Genomic DNA, 19,638 nt, shown 5'->3' with positions numbered 1-19,638 from the left:
ATGCTTGCTTTTTTTCCTCCAGTGATCATATTGCTTTCTTTTGGCGTATCAAGGGATATACTTCGCGGCGTTATGAAAAGTTTGGACAGATATATTTTCCGGCAACTTTTTACCGGATTTGTGATGATTTCACTGGCCTTGGTCTGTGTGTTATGGCTGACACAATCCTTGCGCTTTGTCGAAATGATCGTCAATCGCGGGCTGGGAATCGGTATGTTTATCTATTTCACCGCCCTTCTGTTACCCAACTTTTTAACCGTCATCCTGCCTGTTGCGTTGTTTGCCGTTATCACCTTTGTCTACAGCCGTCTGAATATCGACCGCGAACTGCCCGTCATGCGCGCTAGCGGCATGAGCAACTGGGCCATTGCCAAACCAGCCTTGATACTGACCGCCTGTGTCATGATGGCGTCTTACAGTCTGAACCTGTATTTGGTGCCGAAATCCTATCAACTGTTTCGCGAACTCCAGTGGGAACTCCGCAACAGCATGTCACACCTTTTGTTGCGCGAAGGCGCCTTTAACGAACTAAGCTCCAAAGTGACGGTCTATGTGCGCGAACGCACACAGGAAGGCCAGCTTCTCGGCATTCTGGTGCATGATGAAACCATCCCGGACCGCCCCGTCACCCTGATGGCAGAACGCGGCGCCTTGGTTGAGGTCGACGGGTCTGCCCGCGTGATTATGTTTGAAGGCAACCGTCAGGTCGTTGATAGCAATACGGGCAAGTTCTCCATGTTGTATTTCGACCGTTATACCCACGAAATTCCGCTGAAGACACAAGCCAATATCCAGCGCCAACCCGAAGCACGCGAACTGATGGTCGAAGACCTGCTTCGCCCACAAGATAACCCGCTGGTCGGCAAAAACGACTGGGGCAAACATATTGTCGAAGGCCACCAACGTTTGCTCACGCCTTTCCTGTGTCTGTCCAATGCCTTGGCGGCGTTAATGTTTCTGACCGCCGGGCAATTTAGCCGACGCGGACAAAGCCGGCGTATTTTGCTGGCGATCCTTGGTGTGATTTTTTTGCAGGTGGCCTCCCTTGGGTTAGCGAACGTGAGTGCCAAAAATCTACAGCTTTTACCGCTGCTTTATTTTGCGACCTTGGTTCCCATCCCCGTCAGCAGTTTCTTTATGAGCTGGCACCCAAAACGCAGTCCAAAACGCATGGCAAAAGAATTGAAACTCGTCCAATCCGGCCAGTTGGAAGCGTAGGTACAGACAATGATCAAACTTGCCCCGACACTTTCTGTTTATATCGGTCGTTATTTTCTGCTGCATTTTGCTGTTTTAATGCTGGTTTTTCTGGGCCTAATCTATTTAATCGATTCCATCGAACTGCTGCGGCGTTCGTCCAATAAAGAAGGCATTTCGGCCTTAATCAGCCTACAAATGGCCTTGTTGAAATTACCGCATCTGGGGCAGGAAACTTTCCCGTTTGCCGTTCTTTTTGCCGCCATGTCGGCCTTTACCCGCCTGACCCGCTCGCACGAACTGGTCGTTGCACGCGCTGCCGGTGTATCGGCATGGCGATTTATGAGCCCGGCGATTTTGGTCGCTTTCTGCCTTGGGCTCTTTCAAATCATGGTCATCAATCCATTGGGGTCTGCGACATTAAGTGCCTATGAACAAATGGAAAACCGTTATTTTGACGGACACACCAGTATGTTGAGTCTATCAGCAAACGGTTTATGGTTGCGCCAAAGCAACCCGGACGGGCAATCGGTTTTGCATTCGCGCTACGTCCTGCAACAAAAAGATAATGTGGACCTCAACAACGTCACCATTTTTATTTATAGCGAGCGTGACAAATTTTCCCACCGGATCGAAGCCCAGCGCGGCTCACTGGAAGAGGGTTTCTGGCATCTCTATGATGTGCAAATCCATGTGGCGGAACAGCCTACGGAATTTCAGGAAGAACTGTGGTTTGAAACAGACCTGACCTTAAACAAAATTCAAGACAGTTTCGCCCCGCCGGAAACCATGTCCTTCTGGGCGTTGCCGGAATTTATCGAAACCATGGAAAAAGCCGGTTTCAGCGGAAAACGCCACAAACTTTATTGGCATAGCCTTTTATCCACGCCGTTGTTGCTGGCTGCCATGATTTTAATCGCAGCCACATTTACCCTGCGCCATACGCGAAAAGGCGGCACCACCTTTGTGGTTGGTGCCGGTATGATGAGCGGGTTTATCCTGTATTTCTTTTCCGATATCTCAATGGCATTGGCATTGTCCGGCAGCATTCCCGTCCTGTTGGCGGCATGGGCACCTGCCAGTATTTGCATGCTTTTGGGCTGCGCCATGATTTTGCATTTGGAAGACGGATAGGAAGCATTCCTATAAAGGACTATACTTCTGTAAAAATCTCTTTAAATTATACGTGCTAAACGAAACAAAAGACTGATTTATCATGTTCAATTGCTGCCGTTCCTTCTTCCTTATTGGCCTGTTCAGCGCCTTCGTTGCCTGTGTCCCTTCCACTGTGTTACATGCACAAGGCGTTATGCGCATCGCTGCTGTTGTCAATGACGATATCATTTCCGAATTGGATATCGCCCAACGCGTGCGCTTAACAATGGCAACCACCCGCATGCCGAACACCCCCGAAGTTCAAAAAAGTCTTGCCGCCAACCTGTTGCGCGTGATGATCGATGAACGCCTGAAAATGCAGGAAGCCGAACGTCTGGAAATTGAAGTCACCGACAAAGAAGTCGATCAAGCCCTTGAACGCTACGCCCGAACACAACGTATTCGTGACGGGCAGCTTGACGGTTTTTTGCAATCCTTGGGGATTGATCGCGAAGTTCTTGCCGATCAGGCCCGCGCGGAATTGGGCTGGAGCACGGTCATCTCACGCACAGCCGGAAACCGGATCAGCGTCAGCGAAGAAGAAATCGACAAAGCCTTGGCTGAAAAAAATGCCAACAAAGGCAAGCCCGAATACCTCTATTCTGAGATTTATCTGCCTGTTGACAGCCCATCGCAAGAAGAAACCGCCTTGCAAATGGCTGATAGTTTGATTGGTCATATCAAAAGCGGTTCTCCGTTTGACAGCCTTGCCCGTGATTTTTCGCAAAGTGCATCCGCACCGGAAGGTGGCGCCTTGGGTTGGGTTCAAACAGGGCATATAGATCCGAAGATCGAGGCCGCCTTGATCCCAATGAAGGAAGGCGATTATTCCAATCCGATCCGCACATCGTCCGGTTTCTTCATTGTAAAATTACATGAAAAACGCCTTGCAGGTGTCGAAGAACGCGATGAATTGCTGGATATTGCCCAGGTCATTCTGCCTGTTGCCCCAGATGCAACACCAGAAGTTTGGGCCGCGCGCAATACCAAAGCCAGCACCATCGCGCATCAGGCGCGAAGCTGTGAAAACCTTGTGGAGATCGGCAAGCAGGTTGACGGTGCAAATGCCGGTATTTTAAACCAGCTGAAACTTTCCAACATGCCGGAAGATATCCGCAATACGCTCCTGCCCATGAGTGCAAATCAAATCACAACCTTGGAACAAAAAAAGGGGGCTGTTCTCGTTTTGATGATTTGCAACCGTGCCCCGGTTCCTGCCATACCGGAAGTTACCATACGCAACGATCTGAAACGTGAATTACGCATGGAAAAAATTAATCGGGAAAGCCGTCGTCAGTTGCAAACATTGCGCCGTAACGCTTTTGTGGATATTCGCCTATGATCGCACCGCTTGCCGTTAGTATGGGGGAACCTGCCGGAATTGGCGGTGAAATCACACTGAAGGCATGGCGCGAAAACCGGGAAAACATTCCCTGCTTTTTTGTGATTGATTGCCCGCATCGCCTTGCCCATCTTGCCAACCGTCTGGGCTGGACGGTGCCGATTTGTCCGATTACAACCCCGCAAGAAGCCCACGATGTTTTTCCAGACGCCTTACCTGTACTGGAACATCCCGTCACAGCCGTGGAACCGGGACAATTAAATAAGCATAGCGCGAAATCCGTTATCTCCTCGATTGAACGGGCGGTGGAATTTTGCCTCAAGGGGGAAGCCAGCGCCGTTGTCACCAACCCCATTCATAAACATAACCTTCATAACGCGGGATTTGGCTTTCCCGGTCATACGGAATTTTTGGCGGAGCTTGCCGGTATTCAGACCCCGCCGATTATGATGCTGGCATGTGACGAACTTCGTGTTGTGCCGATCACGGTACATGTCTCTTTACAACAGGCCATTGCAGAACTAACAACCGATCTGATCGTTGAAAAATGTGCCATCACGGCGAAAGCCTTACAGGACCGTGCGGGTATTGACTTCCCCCGGCTTGCCCTTGCCGGGCTTAACCCACATGCTGGTGAAAACGGCGATATGGGCAGCGAAGAAATTGATATCATCGCCCCGGCTGTTGAAAAATTACAAGAGATGGGGATTGATGCCTTTGGCCCCTTACCGCCAGACACCATGTTTCACGAGGCCGCACGCAAGACCTATGATGTCGCCATGTGCATGTATCACGATCAGGCATTGATCCCGATTAAAACAATTGCCTTTGATCTGGGGGTCAATGTGACCCTTGGCCTTCCCTTTATTCGGACCTCGCCGGACCACGGCACCGCTTTAAATATCGCAGGCACCGGAACCGCCAGTGCAACCAGCCTGTGTGCTGCCCTGAAAATGGCAGGCGATATGGCCCATAGACAACGACAGAAACAAAACACATGACGACAGATACCCTGCCCCCTTTACGCGATGTCATCGCAAAATACGATCTTGCTGCAAAAAAATCGCTGGGACAGCACTTCCTGTTGGATTTGAACCTGACCGGACGTGTTGCGCGCGCCGCCGGTGATTTAAGCCAATGCACCGTCATTGAAATTGGCCCCGGTCCCGGCGGTTTAACCCGTGCCCTGTTGGCCGAAGGGGCCAAGAAGGTCATTGCAATTGAACGCGACCAACGCCCCATTGCCGCCTTGCAGGAAATTGCAGCCGCTTATCCCGGTCGTCTGGAAATTATCGAAGGGGACGCCTTGGCAATTGATCCCGCCAGCCTATGTGACGGGCCGCGCAAGATCGTTGCCAACCTGCCTTACAATATCTCCACCCAACTTGTTTTAAACTGGCTGGAAAACATCACCGAATATGAATGCCTGACGTTGATGTTTCAAAAGGAAGTGGCCGATCGACTGGCAGCTCAGCCGCGCACCAAGGATTATGGGCGGCTTTCCGTTCTTACCCAATGGCTATGTGACGTGCGTTTGGAGTTCAACATCAAACCCACCGCCTTCACCCCACCGCCCAAAGTCATGTCCACGGTTGCCACACTGGTGCCACGCGATAAACCACTGGTCGATGTGGATCGCAGACAATTGGAACGCGTCACCCAAGCGGCATTCGGTCAACGCCGAAAAATGCTGCGCGCCAGCCTTAAATCCTTAGGGGTAAATGGCGAAGAACTCGCAAATAAGGCCGGGATTGAACCAACAAAACGCGCCGAAGAGCTTAGCGTTCCGGAGTTCTGCGCCCTTGTTCAAGCCTTGAATACCTAGATTAGTCGCCGCAAAATTCACGCAGCTTGTCGAGGTCTTCCACGATCAATTCGCGTTTCTGGCAATCCACACCGATTTCGCGCAAACGTGACAAGGCGCGCGACAGGCTTTCCGGCTTCATACCAACACGGGCAGCAATCAGGTTCTTATCATAAGGCAAAGCAACGGCTGTCCCTTCATTCCCTTCCGTCAAGGACAGGAAAAAGGCACCCAAACGCTGCGCCGGTGATTGAGTTTTCAGTTGTGAAATTTCATTGAGCAAATGACGATAACGCCCTGCCATTTTAGACAAGATTGTCCGCCCGATGCGCGGCTTGTTTTTCAATACATTTAAAAAAGGATCCCCGTCAATCCGAATAAGGCGGGAAGGAATAACCGTTTCGCAATTGACCGGAAAACGACCCGAAGCAAACATCGCTGCTTCGGCAAAACTGTTTGTCGGGTTGAAGATTTCAACAATGCTTTCCTCGCCTTCTTCATTGGCGGTAAAAAGCTTCACGCGGCCTTCCAGAATAATGTAAAAACGGTCTGCCGGATCGCCTTGGGAAAACAGTAAACTACCTTTTTCCTCTTCGATCAAAACGGCATTTTTCAGCAAAGCTTCCAGATCATCCGCCCCCAACCCCTTGAAGAAACGAACCTCACCGGCCCTTTGTACTTCTGTCGGTCCTAATGCCTTACTCATACCATGCCCTCTTCAAACAGCCAGTCATCTTCACCGCAATAGGTCTTCAAAACCTCAATATCCATAATTTTGACCTGATTGCGCATGGTTTCCACACCTGTTTTTTTCAATTTTGCAAGGGCGCGGGACAAACTCTCCGGCTTCATCGCCAAGCGGGCGGCTAAAAGACGTTTACCAAATGGCAAGTCAATCACGACCTCGCCTTCTTCTGCGGATGTCATGCCCAATAAATAGGCGCCCAGACGTCGGGACGTATTTTTCAGTTTCAAATCGTTGATTTCACGAACAGCACCGCGCATCTCAACCGAGATATTGGCAAAAACAGCCATCTGCAAATCAAACTGTTCTTCCAGCAGACTTAAAAACTGTGCCTTTGGCAATTGGAAAATCACGCTGTCTTCCAGAACTTGTACGGAAAGGCAATAAGCCCCTTCTTCACAGACTTCCGCCAAACCGACCTTTGCCCCTTGTGAAATAATATCAATGACCGTTTCTTCACCATTTATATTTTCAACCGATGTTTTTGCGCGCCCGGACAAAATCCAGATGACATGACAGGCTGGTGCACCTTCACGGCTGAGGATATCCCCGGCTTTCACCTGTTTTACTTCGCCTGTACGAAAGACGATTTCCAACACATCTTGTGGCAAACGATTTAAAATCGGTAATTGGGCTAACTTGTTAAAATCCATCGGATTGTCACCAAAAAATTGTGTGAGTTTAATTATTAAGAAAAAGAACAGCCCCTTGGCAAGCAAGAAGGTGAATTAATTCTCAAAAATCGCACAAATGTCTTTTATCGCAAATGCGAAAGGAATATGTTTCAGAAACACTCAAGAAACAAGTATAATCGACATTATCATGCAACAAGAACATCCCTTCGCACAATATATTCGTATCATCGGCAAAGGCCCGCGTCTATCGCGCCCTTTAAGCCGTGAAGAATCTTTTCAAGCCGCTACAATGATTTTAAATCATAAGGTTGACCCAATACAACTTGGGGCATTCCTGTGTATTCTGCGCGTCCGTACAGAAGACCCGGAAGAAGGGGCTGGTTTCGTTGATGCCGTTCGAAATGAGTTAAAACTTCCAAACGATATACCGGCAATTGATCTGGATTGGCCAAGCTATGCTGGCAAAGCACGGCAATTACCTTACTATCTGCTGGCGGCACTTGCGATGGCTGCAAGTGGTATTAAAATTTTCATGCATGGCGCCTCAGGCCATACGGCGAACCGCCTATACACGGATCAAGCCTTGGCTGAGCTGGGAATTGCCCAAAGCACCTCTTTGGAAGATGCGGCCTTGCGCCTTAAAACTGGGAACTTCAGCTATCTGTCACTAGATAAAATCAGCCCTGTCTTGCAGGAAATCATGGACCTGAAATCCACGTTGGGTGTGCGTACACCGGTCAATACCTTTGCCCGCATGATCAATGCCTTTCATGCCCCGTGCGTCTTGCAATGTATTACCCATTCCGCCTACCGCGACATTCATCGCGATTGTGCAGATTTGCTGGGGCAAAAACGCATGTGTGTCTTTAAAGGTGAAGGGGGCGAGATCGAACGCCGCGCGGCCAAACCCGTCAACATCCAATACCTGATTGACGGAGAACGTTTTGAAGAAGAATGGCCTGCATTCCTTGCACCGGAAGACGCCTACCATGACACGGAAATGGACATAACCCGCCTGAAAAAGGTCTGGTCCGGCGAAGACTGTCATCCATATGCCATTGCCGCCATTACAGGCACCATCGCCATTGCGTTACGCCTGATGGGGCGCGCCACATCCTGTGATGATGCGCATACAAAGGCCGAAACAATTTGGGCCAACCGCCAAATGGATACCGTCCCTTATGCCCAGTGATCAAAACATCCGCAATCGCGTTGTTCTTGTTGGGGCCGGCCCCGGTGACCCTGATCTACTGACCATTCGTGCCTTACGCATGATTGAACAGGCCGATGTCGTCGTATATGACCGCCTTGTCACGGACGAGATTCTCAGCCTCGTCCCTGATCATGTCGAAAAAGTTTTTGTTGGAAAGGCACCGGGGCGACATATTTTAAAACAGGAAGAGATTAACGCCCTGTTGTTTGAACTCGCCTGCAAACACAAGCTTGTCGTACGTTTAAAAGGCGGGGATCCATTTGTCTTTGGACGCGGCAGCGAAGAAGCCGAATTCCTGCTGGAAAAAAACATCCCGTTTGAAGTTGTTCCCGGTATTACGGCTGCGGCTGGATGCGGGGCGGCTGCGCGCATTCCCCTCACCCATCGCGGTGTGGCACGCAGTGTCCGTTTTGTTACAGGGCATTATAAAGAAGGTGCAGACCTCGACATCGACTGGGCCTCATTAAATGACCCGGAAATGACGGTTGTGATTTATATGGGATTGCAAAATCTAGATGCCATTGCCGAGAATATGATCAAAGCAGGCCGCGCGGCAAACACGCCTGCCGCCATTATCGAAAACGGCGCAACGCCAGCCCAACGCATTGCCTATACCACATTGGAACGCCTCCCTGAAACCAAACGCCAGGGCGACTTCAAACCGCCCTCATTGCTGATTATCGGTCATGTGATCGACGTTGCCCAAACATTAAACCATGAATGACAGATTAAAACAGACCACTTTGATTATTGCCGGACATGGATCGAGCAAAAGCCCAAACATGGGGCGCCCGGCCCGTCTGCATGCGCAATGGATTAAAGATCAAAATATATTTGCCGATGTCAAAACCGCCTTCTGGAAGGAAGAAACCTTTCTTCAAGACGCCCTTGAGGACGTGGACACCCCGGAAGTTGTCGTTGTCCCCAATCTGGCATGTTCCGGTTTTATCAATAAGGTCGTCATTCCGCGTGAAATGGGGCTGGATGGCCTTTTGACCCGGCGTAACGGACAAACCATCTACCTCTGTCAACCCGTTGGTGAACACCCGAACCTGGCGGCGCTTATGGCTGAGCGCCTCCATCAAGTGATGGACGATCAACAGCTTTCCCCAAGTGAAACAACCGTTTTTGTCGTTGCCCACGGCAACCCGGACCCGGACCGTCCGGCCTCTCACGACAGTGCGGTCATGCTGGCGACACGCACCTACAGTCATTTCCCGGTTCAAGCCATGCTACCCGCCTTTTTAGAAGAAAAACCTTTTTTGAAAAACTGGGAAAAGCGGGTCAATACCCCCAATGTTATTGTCCTGCCGTTTATGATTGCGGCGGGCACCCACGGTGCACGCGATATCCCTGAATTTTTGGGGATTGAACTCAGTGCACAACAAGAAATCGACCTTCACGAAAACGGCCAGCCTACAGGCCCGTTTGAAGCTGCACCGGGACGCAACATCTGGTTAATGCAAGCCATAGGGTCCCATCCGCGCATGGCCGAGTTTATTGTTGATATTGCCCGCGAAAAACTTGCAAGCCAAGATTAAGTCAAATCAGGATCAAAGCGTTATTTGGGTTCGCGTCCCAATCCCTGACACAAGGCCAGATACACCCGACCCACATCGGAACCATAGAACGTATTGGCGAGGATACCGTGTTGGTCCTTATCCTTGGCCTGAACGATCAATTGTTCAAACTCGCTAAAATAGCGGTTTGCGTAGGTTCTAAAGGCTTCATGGTCGCGATAGGCATCCTTGATGGCATTCAGTTTATTGCGGTCTTTCAAGGCCGCAAGTTTGCGCACAAAGATGGAACGATCCCCACGGGTGAAACGACGCCATTCTTCCTCGCTGATCCCGATTTCCAGCTCGCGCGTAATATCCACGCCCAAGGATTGCAAGGATTCAACAACAAAGGCATGACGGCGCATAAATTCATCCGTACCGACCTTACCGTCCACCTCGGACAGATCTTTCACCAGATCTTTGGCATGACGGTTAAGCTGGCTCATGGATTTGGTTTGTTGTTCCATTGCCTTGGCGGCATCATGGGCCTGATGGGCAGCTTCCGACCATGTTTTGCGCAACAGATCAGAACGTTTTTTCAGGTTGTCATCCCATGCGCCCAGTTTTTCCATCGCCAGATCGGAAATTTGCGTTACCTCGGCATTGCGACTTTCCAGATCATCACTGGCTTTGGTAATTTCTTTCAAGGTCTGATTAACGGTGCTGGCCAGTTCATCCATTTGATGACGCGCAGCCGCCCCGGCCACATCAAAGCCTTTCTTGATTTCCATTGCATTGACTTGTGCCGCACGTGTTTTGCGCTCCAACGACTTGCTTGCTTGATCCAGTTGCAGGGCTGAACGTTCACCCGCAGATAGAATATCCTTGGCCCGTTCTTCCAAATGATCGGCGGCTTGCGCAATATCGGCATGGATTTGATGGGCGGCCCCGGCCACAAGGTCGGAACGTTCACGTACCAGTTCACCGGCTTTGTTCAAACGGTGTGCCGCTTTTTCAGATCGTCCCTCTAACTGGGTGACAAATTCCTGCATGGCCATAATGGCCTCTTTAAGCTGGGATACCGTCTGATGGGTCACTTGTTCCACATGATCCCCGCTGCGTTCCATATTATGCGTTACACTTTGCAATTGCGCATTGGCCTGTTCGGTACTGGTTTGCGTATCCCGGCTGGCCTTATACATATTTTCCGCCATTTCCGCCATCAGTTTGGCCGCACGATCCATTGAAATTGCAATCTCGTCATTGCGGGTATCAATTTCCGCGCCCAACTGGCTGACCCGTGCCAGCGCATTATCCGCCACATCATTGATTTTACTGTTTTGGCGTTCCAGTTCCCGATTAACCGATTGTACCCGTTCTTGTGCCTCTTCGCTTGTGCGGGCAATCTTTTCGCCGCTTTTGCCCAACATCTCGCCCATATCGAACAAGCTACCCTGCGCCCCTTGCGTCACATGGTTCAAATTCGCGATATGAGACTGAAGCTTGTCCCCCACATCTTTCAATTCATCACGGGTTTGCCCCGCCATTTTCAAGGTGTCACGGGCGGAAGCCTGCGTGTTTTCGCTGACTTGTATCAATTGACGGGTCAAATGATCGCCAAACTGGCTGATCTTTTGCGCCTGCTCTTCCAAACTGCGCGAGGCAACTTCGACACTGTCCACAACGGTTTGTGCCTGTGTTCCCACCCGTTGCACACGTTTGGTCAGATTTATCCCGGCATCTTCAACACGGTGTTCCATTTCCGTGACTGTATCCGTCAATGTCGCCCCGGCCTGGTCGGCAACCTGATTGACACGCAAGGCATGGTTTTCCAGACCTTCGCCAATTTCAAAGACGCGTTTACCGGCTTCTTCGGTTGCATTCATCATGGCATCACGTTGACGTTGGAACCCGGACCCAACCAGTCCCATCAACTTCGCCGCACGGTCAGAGGCACTGGCCATTTCCTGCCCACTTTGGCGAATGGCAGATTGCGCCTGTTCCAACTGACCTGCTGTTTGTTCCGAAGTACTGCGCAAAAGGGACGTTTGTTCATCCAGACGTATGGAATAGCCTTCCATCTGACGAGCTGCGGCGTCTGCTGTATTTTTAAGCGAACGTGTACTGGTCTGTAACGTTGCATCCATATCATGTAAACGTTCTGCTGTGCGCGCACTGACCTGATCCAGTTCTTCGGTCCGGTCTTGCAAGGTTGCACTTACGCTTTCCATTCGACCAGCGGCTTCGCTGGACGCCTGATCCAGATTTTGTGCATGATGGGAAAGACGTCGCCCGGCTTCCGCCAGCGCATCGCGTGAGGTCAAAGATGTTTTTTGCAAACGTTCGTTTTGTTCTGAAATCTCGGCCCCCAAAGATTTCAGGCTGCTATCCATCTCAGTTGCATTATTACGCATTTCACCCAAGCGGTCGGTCAAATGGTCGGCCTGAATTTGTGCCTTTTCACCCAACAAGGTAACTTCCTGCGCGCTACGGCGCAAACTGTCCGTTGCAAGATCAATGCTTGCCACGCCTTTGTCCGACAAAATCGTAATGGTTTGTGAACCATCATGCAGCGCCGCCGTCACAGACTGAATCCGGCTTGATGCATTGGTTGCCGCATCAATCAAATCCAAGGACCGTTTCTGCAAATGGATACCGGCATTTTGCAAACGCTGTTCAGACAGGGTGGACAATTCCTGCAATTCGTCGGTGCGTGAACGTAAAACTTCACCGGCCCCGTTTAATTGCTCGCGCGCTTCTTCGCTGACCATCGTCACATCACGACCCGCCTGTGACAATTGATCGCTGATCTGTTTAATGCGCTCTTCGACACGGTTGGCGGCACTGGATGTTTTCTGGGCTGTTTCCTGAACTTCATCATTCAGCTTGCCAGTGCGTTCCATCGCCCGTTCTGTCGCCAAATCCAACTGGCGTGCCTGTTGGCGGAATGCATCCGATGTACTGCGCATGCCCATCAGCGAATTGTCTGTGGAGTTCATCAATTCCTGTGCGCTTCCTTTCAGGTTTTCGCGCATCTCACGCACACGCTCGGAAACCTGATCCGCCGTTTTGTTCAAATGATCCGTCTGGGAAACAAGATTTTCGCGAATTTGTCCGGTTTGCGTTTGCACCAATTGCGATGTCGCATTCAACTCTTTGAGTTGACGTTCAAACACCTTGCCCATTGCCTCGCCTTGATCGCGGGCCTCTTCACTGCTTTTGCGCAAGCTTACAGTGTGATCGTCCAATAATTTGGCATTTTGATTAAGACGATCTGCGGCTTCATGGGCCATTTGGTTGACCGAGCCAATGGCACTGCCCAACAAGTCACCGATTTCAATACTGCGCCCTTTGGCCTGTTCAAAGACCGTTTCCAGTGCCTTGCCTTCACGTTGAAAGATCGACGCGGTTTCTTTGGTTTTATTGACAATACCGTCCGATACTCTATCCAGCTCGCTTGCACGGCGTTTCAGTGTTTCCGCAATATCCTCAGTGCGAGAGGAGGCACGTTCAGACACATTCACCAAATCATGTGCCTGATGGTGTAAAACGTTGCCGACTTCACGCGCCCGGTCAATCGCACGATCAGATACATTCAGCAAATCTTCGGCCTGACGGCGCAAACTGTCTTCTGCTTCTTTCGCCCGTGTATCGGCCTCGTGGGAAACTTCGGACAATTCCACACTTCGCGAACGCAATAAATCATGGATGGCACGTGATCGCAGCAACGCATCTTCAGACGCGCGGGTCAATTCCTGTGTTTGGCCGCGCAACGAGTCCGTAATCGCGCGCACGCGCTGTTCTGCGGTTTCAGACGGATAGACCATACGGCGCAGATACCAGCGCAGTGCCTGACTTTCCGTCTGCAACAAACGGCTGCGTTCCAGATAGGCCACGATTAACCACAACAAGGCCAAGGGCGTAACAAGCCCCGCAGCCAGACCACCAATTTCATGGGGCATCAATTCACTAAGCGTCGACCAGCCGAAATAAGTTTCGATATAATCATAAGCCCCATAAACCCAGCCCACAGACAACAGGGCGGCAACAATACTTAAAAAACGATAACGCACATAAAATGGGGCGTGCCAGTCTTCCTCGGCCAGCAATTCCACATCAACCATGCGGTCGCCTTCATCAAGCAGGTAATCTTTCTGCAACGGGGACAATTCCGGCATGGCATTTTTTTTGCCCTTTTCATCTGCCTTTTCCCCGGTCTGATCTTTTACCTGATCTGCCTGATTTTCTGCGTCGAAAGCCACTTCGATAGAAGACCGACCCTCTCGCTTTGAACCATCATTGCTCATCGTGCCACTCGTGTCTGTATTCACAGGCCCCAAAAAAGGCCTCACTCCCGTTCATATTTTCCTTGCACGGTAAAAACCGTCCTTTACGATACAAAAATAAATTAAATGCAACTTTTAGAATGAAATTTTTATCTTTCATCCAACCCGTAAAGTTAGAAAAATGCGAACATTAAGAAAATATACAGGATTTTTAGCAAAAATACACAGTTTTGCACTTATTTTTTCATTTTTCTTTATAGGTGCGACTCCGCAGATTTCAAAGAGTTTTGCCCAACCTGTACGCGAAAGGACAAAAGTCCTGAAAGCCCCCCTAGCCCCTGTCGCACTGGAAGGGGAATTTCTGGTCCAGTTTCGCAGTGACAAATCCCTCAATGCCATAAAAAAAGGTAACAACCCCAAATGGATATCCAAACTGGGCGAGGATGTAAAAATTGATACACGGCTCAGTTCATTCAATATCGCGCACATTCAAGTCAGCAACCCGGCCGGAGATGGCAATTGGGAAAATCTTGCCAATATTTTATCCAGCGACCCCGATGTCTATGCGGTGGAACCAAACTATGTCGTCTATGCCAATACGGCAAATCCTGCATCCCCCAATGATCCCCACATTAATAAAATGTGGTTTTTGGACAAGATCAAAGCCTTTGAAGCTTGGTCTCAACCGTCTTCAACAACAGAAGATATCATTGTTGCTGTTGTCGATACGGGTGTCAAATTCACCCATGAAGACCTGAAAGGCCACATCTGGATTAATAAAAAGGAAATTCCTGACAACAAGATTGATGATGATAACAATGGTTTTGTCGATGATATTTTCGGATGGAATTTTTATGAAGGTAACAACTGGCCCGGCCCCATTGTGTACCCGGCCCCGACCATAACCCCCGACTACCAATGTCATGAGGGACAAAGCGGCGTTTACACAAACTTACATGGTACCCATGTTGCAGGAACCATCGCAGCAATGGGCAATAACGCAAAAGGCATCAAAGGTATCGCGGATAAAGTTAAAATCATGCCCCTTAAATCCTTAGGTGGGGGCTGTGGTCGCGGTCATACACTTGGCTCACTCGGGGCTATTGTCTATGCCTATGAAAACGGTGCGCGCATTATTAATCTGAGCCTCGGTAGTTTCGGACACTCTTTCATTGCTAAAAAAGTCTATGAAGATCTTGCCGCCAAAGGTGTTTTATTTGTCATTGCCGCCGGGAATGAAACTGTCGATAACGATGGGGAACCCCGATCATACCCGGCGAGTTACCCCGTCGACGGCATCTTAAGTGTCGCAGCGACAACACCAACAGACGATCTGGCAGAGTTTTCAAACTGGGGGCGCAAAAATGTGGATATCGCAGCTCCCGGCGTTGATATTTTTAGCACCATTGTTCTTCCGAATGAGGAAAAAAAGACGCTGAGTGATAGCTACAACTTCGAGTCAGGAACCTCGATGGCGACCCCGATTGTCAGCGGGGCGGCCGCGTTACTTCTTGCCCATCAACCAACCCTGACCAATTTACAAATCAAAGAAACACTGATGAACAGCGTTGACCCCATCCCCGGTCTTGCCAATAAGGTCGTCAGCGGCGGACGGTTAAATCTGCAAAAAGCCTTAATGAAACAAACCTCTAGGCAGCCATCAAGGGCAACAAAACCAGCACAAGAAAAACAAAAAACACGATCTGTGGAAAACCATATTGACGGCATTCGCATTTTTGATCGCCGTACCCAGCGTGAAGAAAGGATAAAATGGTAGATTTTTCCTTGCATAGAAGCCACCGAAACCGCAAAATCCGCAGCCAAGAGGGTTCTATAATCTAGGGATAAAAGAATATGGGCAAGTCCAAGCGACAGGTCAGTTTTCACCGCGCCTTATATACTGGCGTCTCTATGGGTGTTTGGGTCTTGCTGACATCACCCTGTTTTGCACAAAACACGCTTGATCCGTTTTCACCGGATGCAGTGGCCCCGAGCGAACCAAACGCAACACCCAAAGCCCCCGAACCGAAAGCGCCTGAAATCGTGCGCACGCCTGTGGAACCCGAACGCCCTGTCGTAAAGAAAGCCCCAGAGAAACCCGCCGTGAATGCCAGTCAAATTACCCCACCGGCACCGGCAGCGTCTGAGGTAAAGCCGGTTGTTCAGGCTCCGCCTCCAGCCCCCGTTGAAAAACAGGTTGAAATATTGGTGCCGGAACCTGCACCCGTTTTCAATGTCGCACCGAACCCACAAACAAAAGATCCGTTTGCCCCTTCCTATGTGATCTCAGCACAACCGCAACCGGCACCTGCCAGCCCACTAACAGCGCCCCCGGTTCAAACGACAACCGTGAACGCACAAGAAACGCCAGCGCCCTCCAGTGAACCTGTCCAGCCTGCAACAAAAGCTAGGCCAATCGCATCCGTTGCCGAAGAAAGCAGCCCTTCCTTTTTTGAACGTTTAGGCAAACTGTTTAGCAAGGCCGAGCCGTCCCCGGCACCAGAACACCAGAGCAAAGCGACAGCCCTTGCGCCCACTCAGCAAAATGAGGAAACGCCACCCGCAGCGGAGACACAAATCGCACCCCAAAAAGAGGATATGCCTGCTCCTGCGCTCACAGTTTCAGAAGAAACCGAACAAGCATCCTTTTTTGACAAATTACGCAATTTCTTAACGCCAACTCAACCATCCAAGAATCAAGACCTTTCAGAAACAACACAACAGGTGACACAAGAAAAGCCAGAGCCGGAACCGAAAACCGAACTGGAACCCGCCCTAACACAAGAGACAACATCACACGCTTCCCCCGCAGCGGAACAAGAAGACACCAGTCTCTTAAATAAAATCGGCGATTTCTTCAGCTCCCCTTTTTCCAGTGACGATAAAGCAGCACAAACCACAGAAAGTCCCGCAGAAAAACACTCCACTGCACCAGCGGTCGAACCAACTGTTCCGGTTCAATCACCTGCACCTGTTACAGAAGCCAAACCGATTGACCCGCGACTTGTAAAAGCCGAATTTGGTCTGGGGGCTGATATTAAACTGGGTCAAGGGGACAACGACCTCAGCAAACAGGCGAAGTGCTTTACCAAAAACCGGGGGACCATCGCCTTTTGCACAACACCAACCCGTTGGCCTGCCCCCATCGCACGGCATTTTGAAGTGTCCACCCATCTTTACAAAGGAACGCGCGCTATCGTGCAGTATGAAGGCAGTGTCGCAACCCGCCTTTATGGTATTTTTAAAGGGGATGGCTTCCAAGATGTTCTCCATTATTATGAAAATCAATATGGCCCTGCGACCAACTCATTCGTCCGCAACACCAGACTGCTGAACAAAACCGTTGAAAATAAAAGTTATATCTGGCGTAAAGAAAATCCACTGGAAGGGTTGGTTGAAATTATGGAAATTCGCCAAATCGCCGATACACGCGGCCCCAATCCAGATATGGATAACAGTATGATCCGTTCATATTTCGAAGGGTCCCGCGAAATTTTCTCACAAGTCTCCGATCTGGATTTCATGCATTTGCGCTGATAACATTTCGATATTTATATAATTATTGAAATATATAACATAACGGCATATACTCTTACATATGGATCAGATTATTGCAGTAAAACGTCTTGGTGAACTGGGCCACGACACTCGTATGTCGGTGTTCCGGCTTCTGGTGAAAGCGGGTAAAAAAGGCATGGTCGTTGGGGATATCCAACGTCATTTGGATGTTTCTGCCCCAAACCTGTCCCATCACATTCACCGTTTGATCGGCGTTGGCTTAATCCGTCAGGAACGCGACGGACGCAGCTTGTACTGTTATGCAGAACTGGATGCGTTGCGCGAGATTATGAACTTTTTAGAAGCGGAATGCTGTACACTTTAAACCTTTTTTTAAGCAATTATTTCAATATTTGTGGAAGTATTAAATTATGTTTGACCAGCTGCAAAATTACCTCAACACAATCCCATTGAATGAGATGTTGCAAGAAAGCTTCTGGATGTTTATCCAGCTTTTTACAGAACTGAGCATTCTCTTCCTCATCATCAGTTTTCTGGTTGCCTTGCTGCGACAAAAGCTTCCCGATAGCAAAATCCGTAACATCCTTGGGGGGCAAAAAGGGCGAGGATATCTGACAGCCGCCCTTTTAGGATCCATCACCCCCTTTTGCAGTTGTTCCAGTATTCCTGTCTTGGTCGGCCTTTTAAAAGCGCGTGCAGGCTTCGGCCCGACCATGACCTTTTTATTTACCTCTCCGTTGCTTAACCCCTTAGTCATTGCCCTTTTCATCCCGGTTTTAGGCTGGCAGGTCACCGCGCTTTACGCCCTTTTGGCCTTCAGTGTTTCTGTCCTTGCGGGGTTGACCCTCAACACACTGGGGTTTGAACGGTTCATCAAATCTGAATTACTCGAAGAAAAACCAAAATGCTGCGGATCTTCTTGTGGGGCACAACCTCAAGCCACCCCGACGATTTGGCAAACGGCAGGTCGCGAAACATGGGACATGTTTAAACAGATGTTTCCTTACATGTTTGTCGCCATGATCATTGGCGCAGGCGTTCATGGCTTTTTACCGGCTGACTTTTTTACAGAGGTTGCAGGCCCACAAAACCCTGCCGCCATTCCTGCCGCTGCCTTGATCGGGATACCGCTTTATATGCGGGTCAGCACCTTATTACCATTGGTCTCGGCCTTTCTGGCAAAGGGTGTCAGCCTGGGTGCCATCATGGCGCTTGCCATCGGCAGCGGCGGGGCAAGTCTGCCGGAAGCGATCTTGCTGCATAAACTCTTTTACTGGCCTTTGTTATCAGCCTTTTTGCTGGTCGTTTTCACAATGGCTGTGCTCAGCGGATTCACCTTCAATTTCCTGTTTACTTGACTAACATGACTGCTTTTTGGTGCAATTTCCATTTCGCAAGAACAGGGAAAGCCGTTGATTTGAATCCATTTTGATTCTAAAACAACGCAATGCATTTCTGATCAGAGGATAAATAAACTATGGCCATTGTTGCGCGCAGCCCGGAACATAAAAAAACAGGTGAAACCGTTGCCAAGATTTTATTGGAAATCGAAGCCATCAACTTCCGCCCGGAAGAACCTTATATCCTGACCTCCGGCAAAGCCAGCCCGGTTTATATCGATTGTCGCAAGCTCATCTCTTTCAACCGTGCGCGTCGTACAGTCATGGAACTCGCCAAAAACCAACTGCAACAGGACGCAGGGTTTGAGGTTTTCGACTATGTCGCGGGCGGCGAAACAGCCGGGATCCCTTATGCGGCATGGATGGCTGATCAACTGGATGCATCTATGTTATATGTGCGCAAAAAACCCAAAGGTTTTGGTCGCAACGCCCAGATCGAAGGCTATATGGAAGAAGACAAACGCGTTCTTCTGGTCGAAGATTTGGCAACAGATGGCGGTTCCAAGCTGAACTTCGTCAATGCGCTACGCAATGCCGGTGCCAAATGTGATGATGCCTTCGTCGTCTTTTTCTATGGTGTGATCCCCGGTGCTCTTGAATCTCTGGATCAGGCCGGTGTCACGCTGCATTACCTGTGTAATTGGTGGGACGTTATTCATGCGGCTGAAAAATACAATTATTTCACCAAAGAAAAAATCGCCGGTGTGAAAGAATTTTTGGAAGACCCGCTTGGCTGGTCCAGCAAAAACGGCGGCGAGTGATGACCCCTAAAAAGCTCGCATTCTGGATTTCGATAAAGATCATGGCCCTTGTCGCCATTGGATACTTTGTCGTTCCAATGCT

The 19,638-nt window shown here is 49.8% G+C and carries 16 protein-coding genes; 13 read left to right on the top strand and 3 right to left on the bottom strand.

Annotated elements, in window-relative coordinates; translation table 11 throughout:
- From lptF to rsmA, 5 genes are all read left to right on the top strand, one after another.
- Positions 1–1,218, top strand: coding sequence for an LPS export ABC transporter permease LptF (gene lptF, locus IEW74_RS06295; RefSeq protein ID WP_308419087.1), 1,218 nt, complete (start codon positions 1–3; stop codon positions 1,216–1,218).
- Between the two features lie 9 nt (positions 1,219–1,227).
- Entirely contained in the window at positions 1,228–2,331 is a 1,104-nt protein-coding gene (gene lptG, locus IEW74_RS06290; RefSeq protein ID WP_188662870.1) for an LPS export ABC transporter permease LptG, read from the top strand.
- Between the two features lie 82 nt (positions 2,332–2,413).
- A complete protein-coding gene (locus tag IEW74_RS06285; protein ID WP_188662868.1) occupies positions 2,414–3,694 on the top strand; it encodes a peptidylprolyl isomerase in 1,281 nt (426 codons plus the stop codon).
- Entirely contained in the window at positions 3,691–4,695 is a 1,005-nt protein-coding gene (pdxA, locus tag IEW74_RS06280; protein WP_188662866.1) for a 4-hydroxythreonine-4-phosphate dehydrogenase PdxA, read from the top strand. Before IEW74_RS06285 ends, pdxA begins: the two co-directional genes overlap by 4 nt.
- Positions 4,692–5,519: a 16S rRNA (adenine(1518)-N(6)/adenine(1519)-N(6))-dimethyltransferase RsmA gene (gene rsmA / locus IEW74_RS06275; protein ID WP_188662864.1), complete on the top strand. Its 828-nt coding sequence runs from the start codon at positions 4,692–4,694 to the stop codon at positions 5,517–5,519. Before pdxA ends, rsmA begins: the two co-directional genes overlap by 4 nt.
- A gap of 1 nt (position 5,520) precedes the next feature.
- Here rsmA and IEW74_RS06270 read toward each other — a convergent pair whose 3' ends face one another.
- Together IEW74_RS06270 and IEW74_RS06265 are read right to left on the bottom strand one after the other, a co-directional pair.
- Positions 5,521–6,204 carry a Crp/Fnr family transcriptional regulator gene (locus IEW74_RS06270; protein WP_188662862.1) on the bottom strand — a complete coding sequence of 228 codons (684 nt, stop codon included), beginning with the start codon at positions 6,202–6,204 and terminating at the stop codon, positions 5,521–5,523.
- Positions 6,201–6,896 carry a Crp/Fnr family transcriptional regulator gene (locus IEW74_RS06265; RefSeq protein ID WP_188662860.1) on the bottom strand — a complete coding sequence of 232 codons (696 nt, stop codon included), beginning with the start codon at positions 6,894–6,896 and terminating at the stop codon, positions 6,201–6,203. The genes IEW74_RS06270 and IEW74_RS06265 overlap by 4 nt, the downstream gene beginning before the upstream one ends.
- 169 nt (positions 6,897–7,065) lie before the next feature.
- Between IEW74_RS06265 and IEW74_RS06260 the strand changes: the two genes are divergently transcribed.
- From IEW74_RS06260 to IEW74_RS06250, 3 genes are read left to right on the top strand one after another with little or no spacing between them, the layout of a single operon-like run.
- Positions 7,066–8,070 carry a glycosyl transferase family protein gene (locus IEW74_RS06260; RefSeq protein ID WP_188662858.1) on the top strand — a complete coding sequence of 335 codons (1,005 nt, stop codon included), beginning with the start codon at positions 7,066–7,068 and terminating at the stop codon, positions 8,068–8,070.
- Complete coding sequence (gene cobA / locus IEW74_RS06255; RefSeq protein WP_188662856.1) at positions 8,060–8,815, top strand: uroporphyrinogen-III C-methyltransferase; 756 nt, start codon at positions 8,060–8,062, stop codon at positions 8,813–8,815. Before IEW74_RS06260 ends, cobA begins: the two co-directional genes overlap by 11 nt.
- The gene (locus tag IEW74_RS06250; protein ID WP_188662854.1) at positions 8,808–9,632 is read left to right on the top strand and encodes a CbiX/SirB N-terminal domain-containing protein; all 825 of its coding nucleotides are present in this window, start codon (positions 8,808–8,810) and stop codon (positions 9,630–9,632) included. Before cobA ends, IEW74_RS06250 begins: the two co-directional genes overlap by 8 nt.
- A gap of 20 nt (positions 9,633–9,652) precedes the next feature.
- Here IEW74_RS06250 and IEW74_RS06245 read toward each other — a convergent pair whose 3' ends face one another.
- Positions 9,653–13,897 carry a coiled-coil domain-containing protein gene (locus IEW74_RS06245; protein ID WP_188662852.1) on the bottom strand — a complete coding sequence of 1,415 codons (4,245 nt, stop codon included), beginning with the start codon at positions 13,895–13,897 and terminating at the stop codon, positions 9,653–9,655.
- A 160-nt stretch (positions 13,898–14,057) separates the two neighbouring features.
- Here IEW74_RS06245 and IEW74_RS06240 point away from each other — a divergent pair, with 160 nt between their 5' ends.
- From IEW74_RS06240 to IEW74_RS06220, 5 genes are all read left to right on the top strand, one after another.
- A complete protein-coding gene (locus tag IEW74_RS06240; RefSeq protein WP_188662850.1) occupies positions 14,058–15,653 on the top strand; it encodes a S8 family peptidase in 1,596 nt (531 codons plus the stop codon).
- A 77-nt stretch (positions 15,654–15,730) separates the two neighbouring features.
- Positions 15,731–17,413: a hypothetical protein gene (locus IEW74_RS06235; RefSeq protein WP_188662847.1), complete on the top strand. Its 1,683-nt coding sequence runs from the start codon at positions 15,731–15,733 to the stop codon at positions 17,411–17,413.
- Positions 17,414–17,474: 61 nt separating this feature from the next.
- Positions 17,475–17,759: an ArsR/SmtB family transcription factor gene (locus IEW74_RS06230; protein ID WP_188662846.1), complete on the top strand. Its 285-nt coding sequence runs from the start codon at positions 17,475–17,477 to the stop codon at positions 17,757–17,759.
- 46 nt (positions 17,760–17,805) lie between these two features.
- Positions 17,806–18,753, top strand: coding sequence for a permease (locus IEW74_RS06225; RefSeq protein ID WP_188662844.1), 948 nt, complete (start codon positions 17,806–17,808; stop codon positions 18,751–18,753).
- Positions 18,754–18,872: 119 nt separating this feature from the next.
- A complete protein-coding gene (locus IEW74_RS06220) occupies positions 18,873–19,556 on the top strand; it encodes an orotate phosphoribosyltransferase (RefSeq protein ID WP_188662842.1) in 684 nt (227 codons plus the stop codon).
- The last annotated feature ends 82 nt before the right edge of the window (positions 19,557–19,638 follow it).

This window comes from Terasakiella brassicae (genome assembly GCF_014641495.1).
Classification (GTDB): domain Bacteria; phylum Pseudomonadota; class Alphaproteobacteria; order Rhodospirillales; family Terasakiellaceae; genus Terasakiella; species Terasakiella brassicae.
Note: the sequence above shows the minus strand (reverse complement) of the source record. Positions and strands in the feature narration are given on the sequence as shown.

Coding starts and splice junctions, on each gene's coding strand:
- lptF (WP_308419087.1), top strand. CDS start 1: ATGCTTGCTTTTTTTCCTCCAGTGATCATATTGCTTTCTTTTGGCGTA.
- IEW74_RS06270 (WP_188662862.1), bottom strand. CDS start 6,204: ATGAGTAAGGCATTAGGACCGACAGAAGTACAAAGGGCCGGTGAGGTT.
- rsmA (WP_188662864.1), top strand. CDS start 4,692: ATGACGACAGATACCCTGCCCCCTTTACGCGATGTCATCGCAAAATAC.
- lptG (WP_188662870.1), top strand. CDS start 1,228: ATGATCAAACTTGCCCCGACACTTTCTGTTTATATCGGTCGTTATTTT.
- IEW74_RS06260 (WP_188662858.1), top strand. CDS start 7,066: ATGCAACAAGAACATCCCTTCGCACAATATATTCGTATCATCGGCAAA.
- IEW74_RS06220 (WP_188662842.1), top strand. CDS start 18,873: ATGGCCATTGTTGCGCGCAGCCCGGAACATAAAAAAACAGGTGAAACC.
- IEW74_RS06245 (WP_188662852.1), bottom strand. CDS start 13,897: ATGAGCAATGATGGTTCAAAGCGAGAGGGTCGGTCTTCTATCGAAGTG.
- cobA (WP_188662856.1), top strand. CDS start 8,060: ATGCCCAGTGATCAAAACATCCGCAATCGCGTTGTTCTTGTTGGGGCC.
- IEW74_RS06265 (WP_188662860.1), bottom strand. CDS start 6,896: ATGGATTTTAACAAGTTAGCCCAATTACCGATTTTAAATCGTTTGCCA.
- pdxA (WP_188662866.1), top strand. CDS start 3,691: ATGATCGCACCGCTTGCCGTTAGTATGGGGGAACCTGCCGGAATTGGC.
- IEW74_RS06240 (WP_188662850.1), top strand. CDS start 14,058: ATGCGAACATTAAGAAAATATACAGGATTTTTAGCAAAAATACACAGT.
- IEW74_RS06250 (WP_188662854.1), top strand. CDS start 8,808: ATGAATGACAGATTAAAACAGACCACTTTGATTATTGCCGGACATGGA.
- IEW74_RS06235 (WP_188662847.1), top strand. CDS start 15,731: ATGGGCAAGTCCAAGCGACAGGTCAGTTTTCACCGCGCCTTATATACT.
- IEW74_RS06285 (WP_188662868.1), top strand. CDS start 2,414: ATGTTCAATTGCTGCCGTTCCTTCTTCCTTATTGGCCTGTTCAGCGCC.
- IEW74_RS06230 (WP_188662846.1), top strand. CDS start 17,475: ATGGATCAGATTATTGCAGTAAAACGTCTTGGTGAACTGGGCCACGAC.
- IEW74_RS06225 (WP_188662844.1), top strand. CDS start 17,806: ATGTTTGACCAGCTGCAAAATTACCTCAACACAATCCCATTGAATGAG.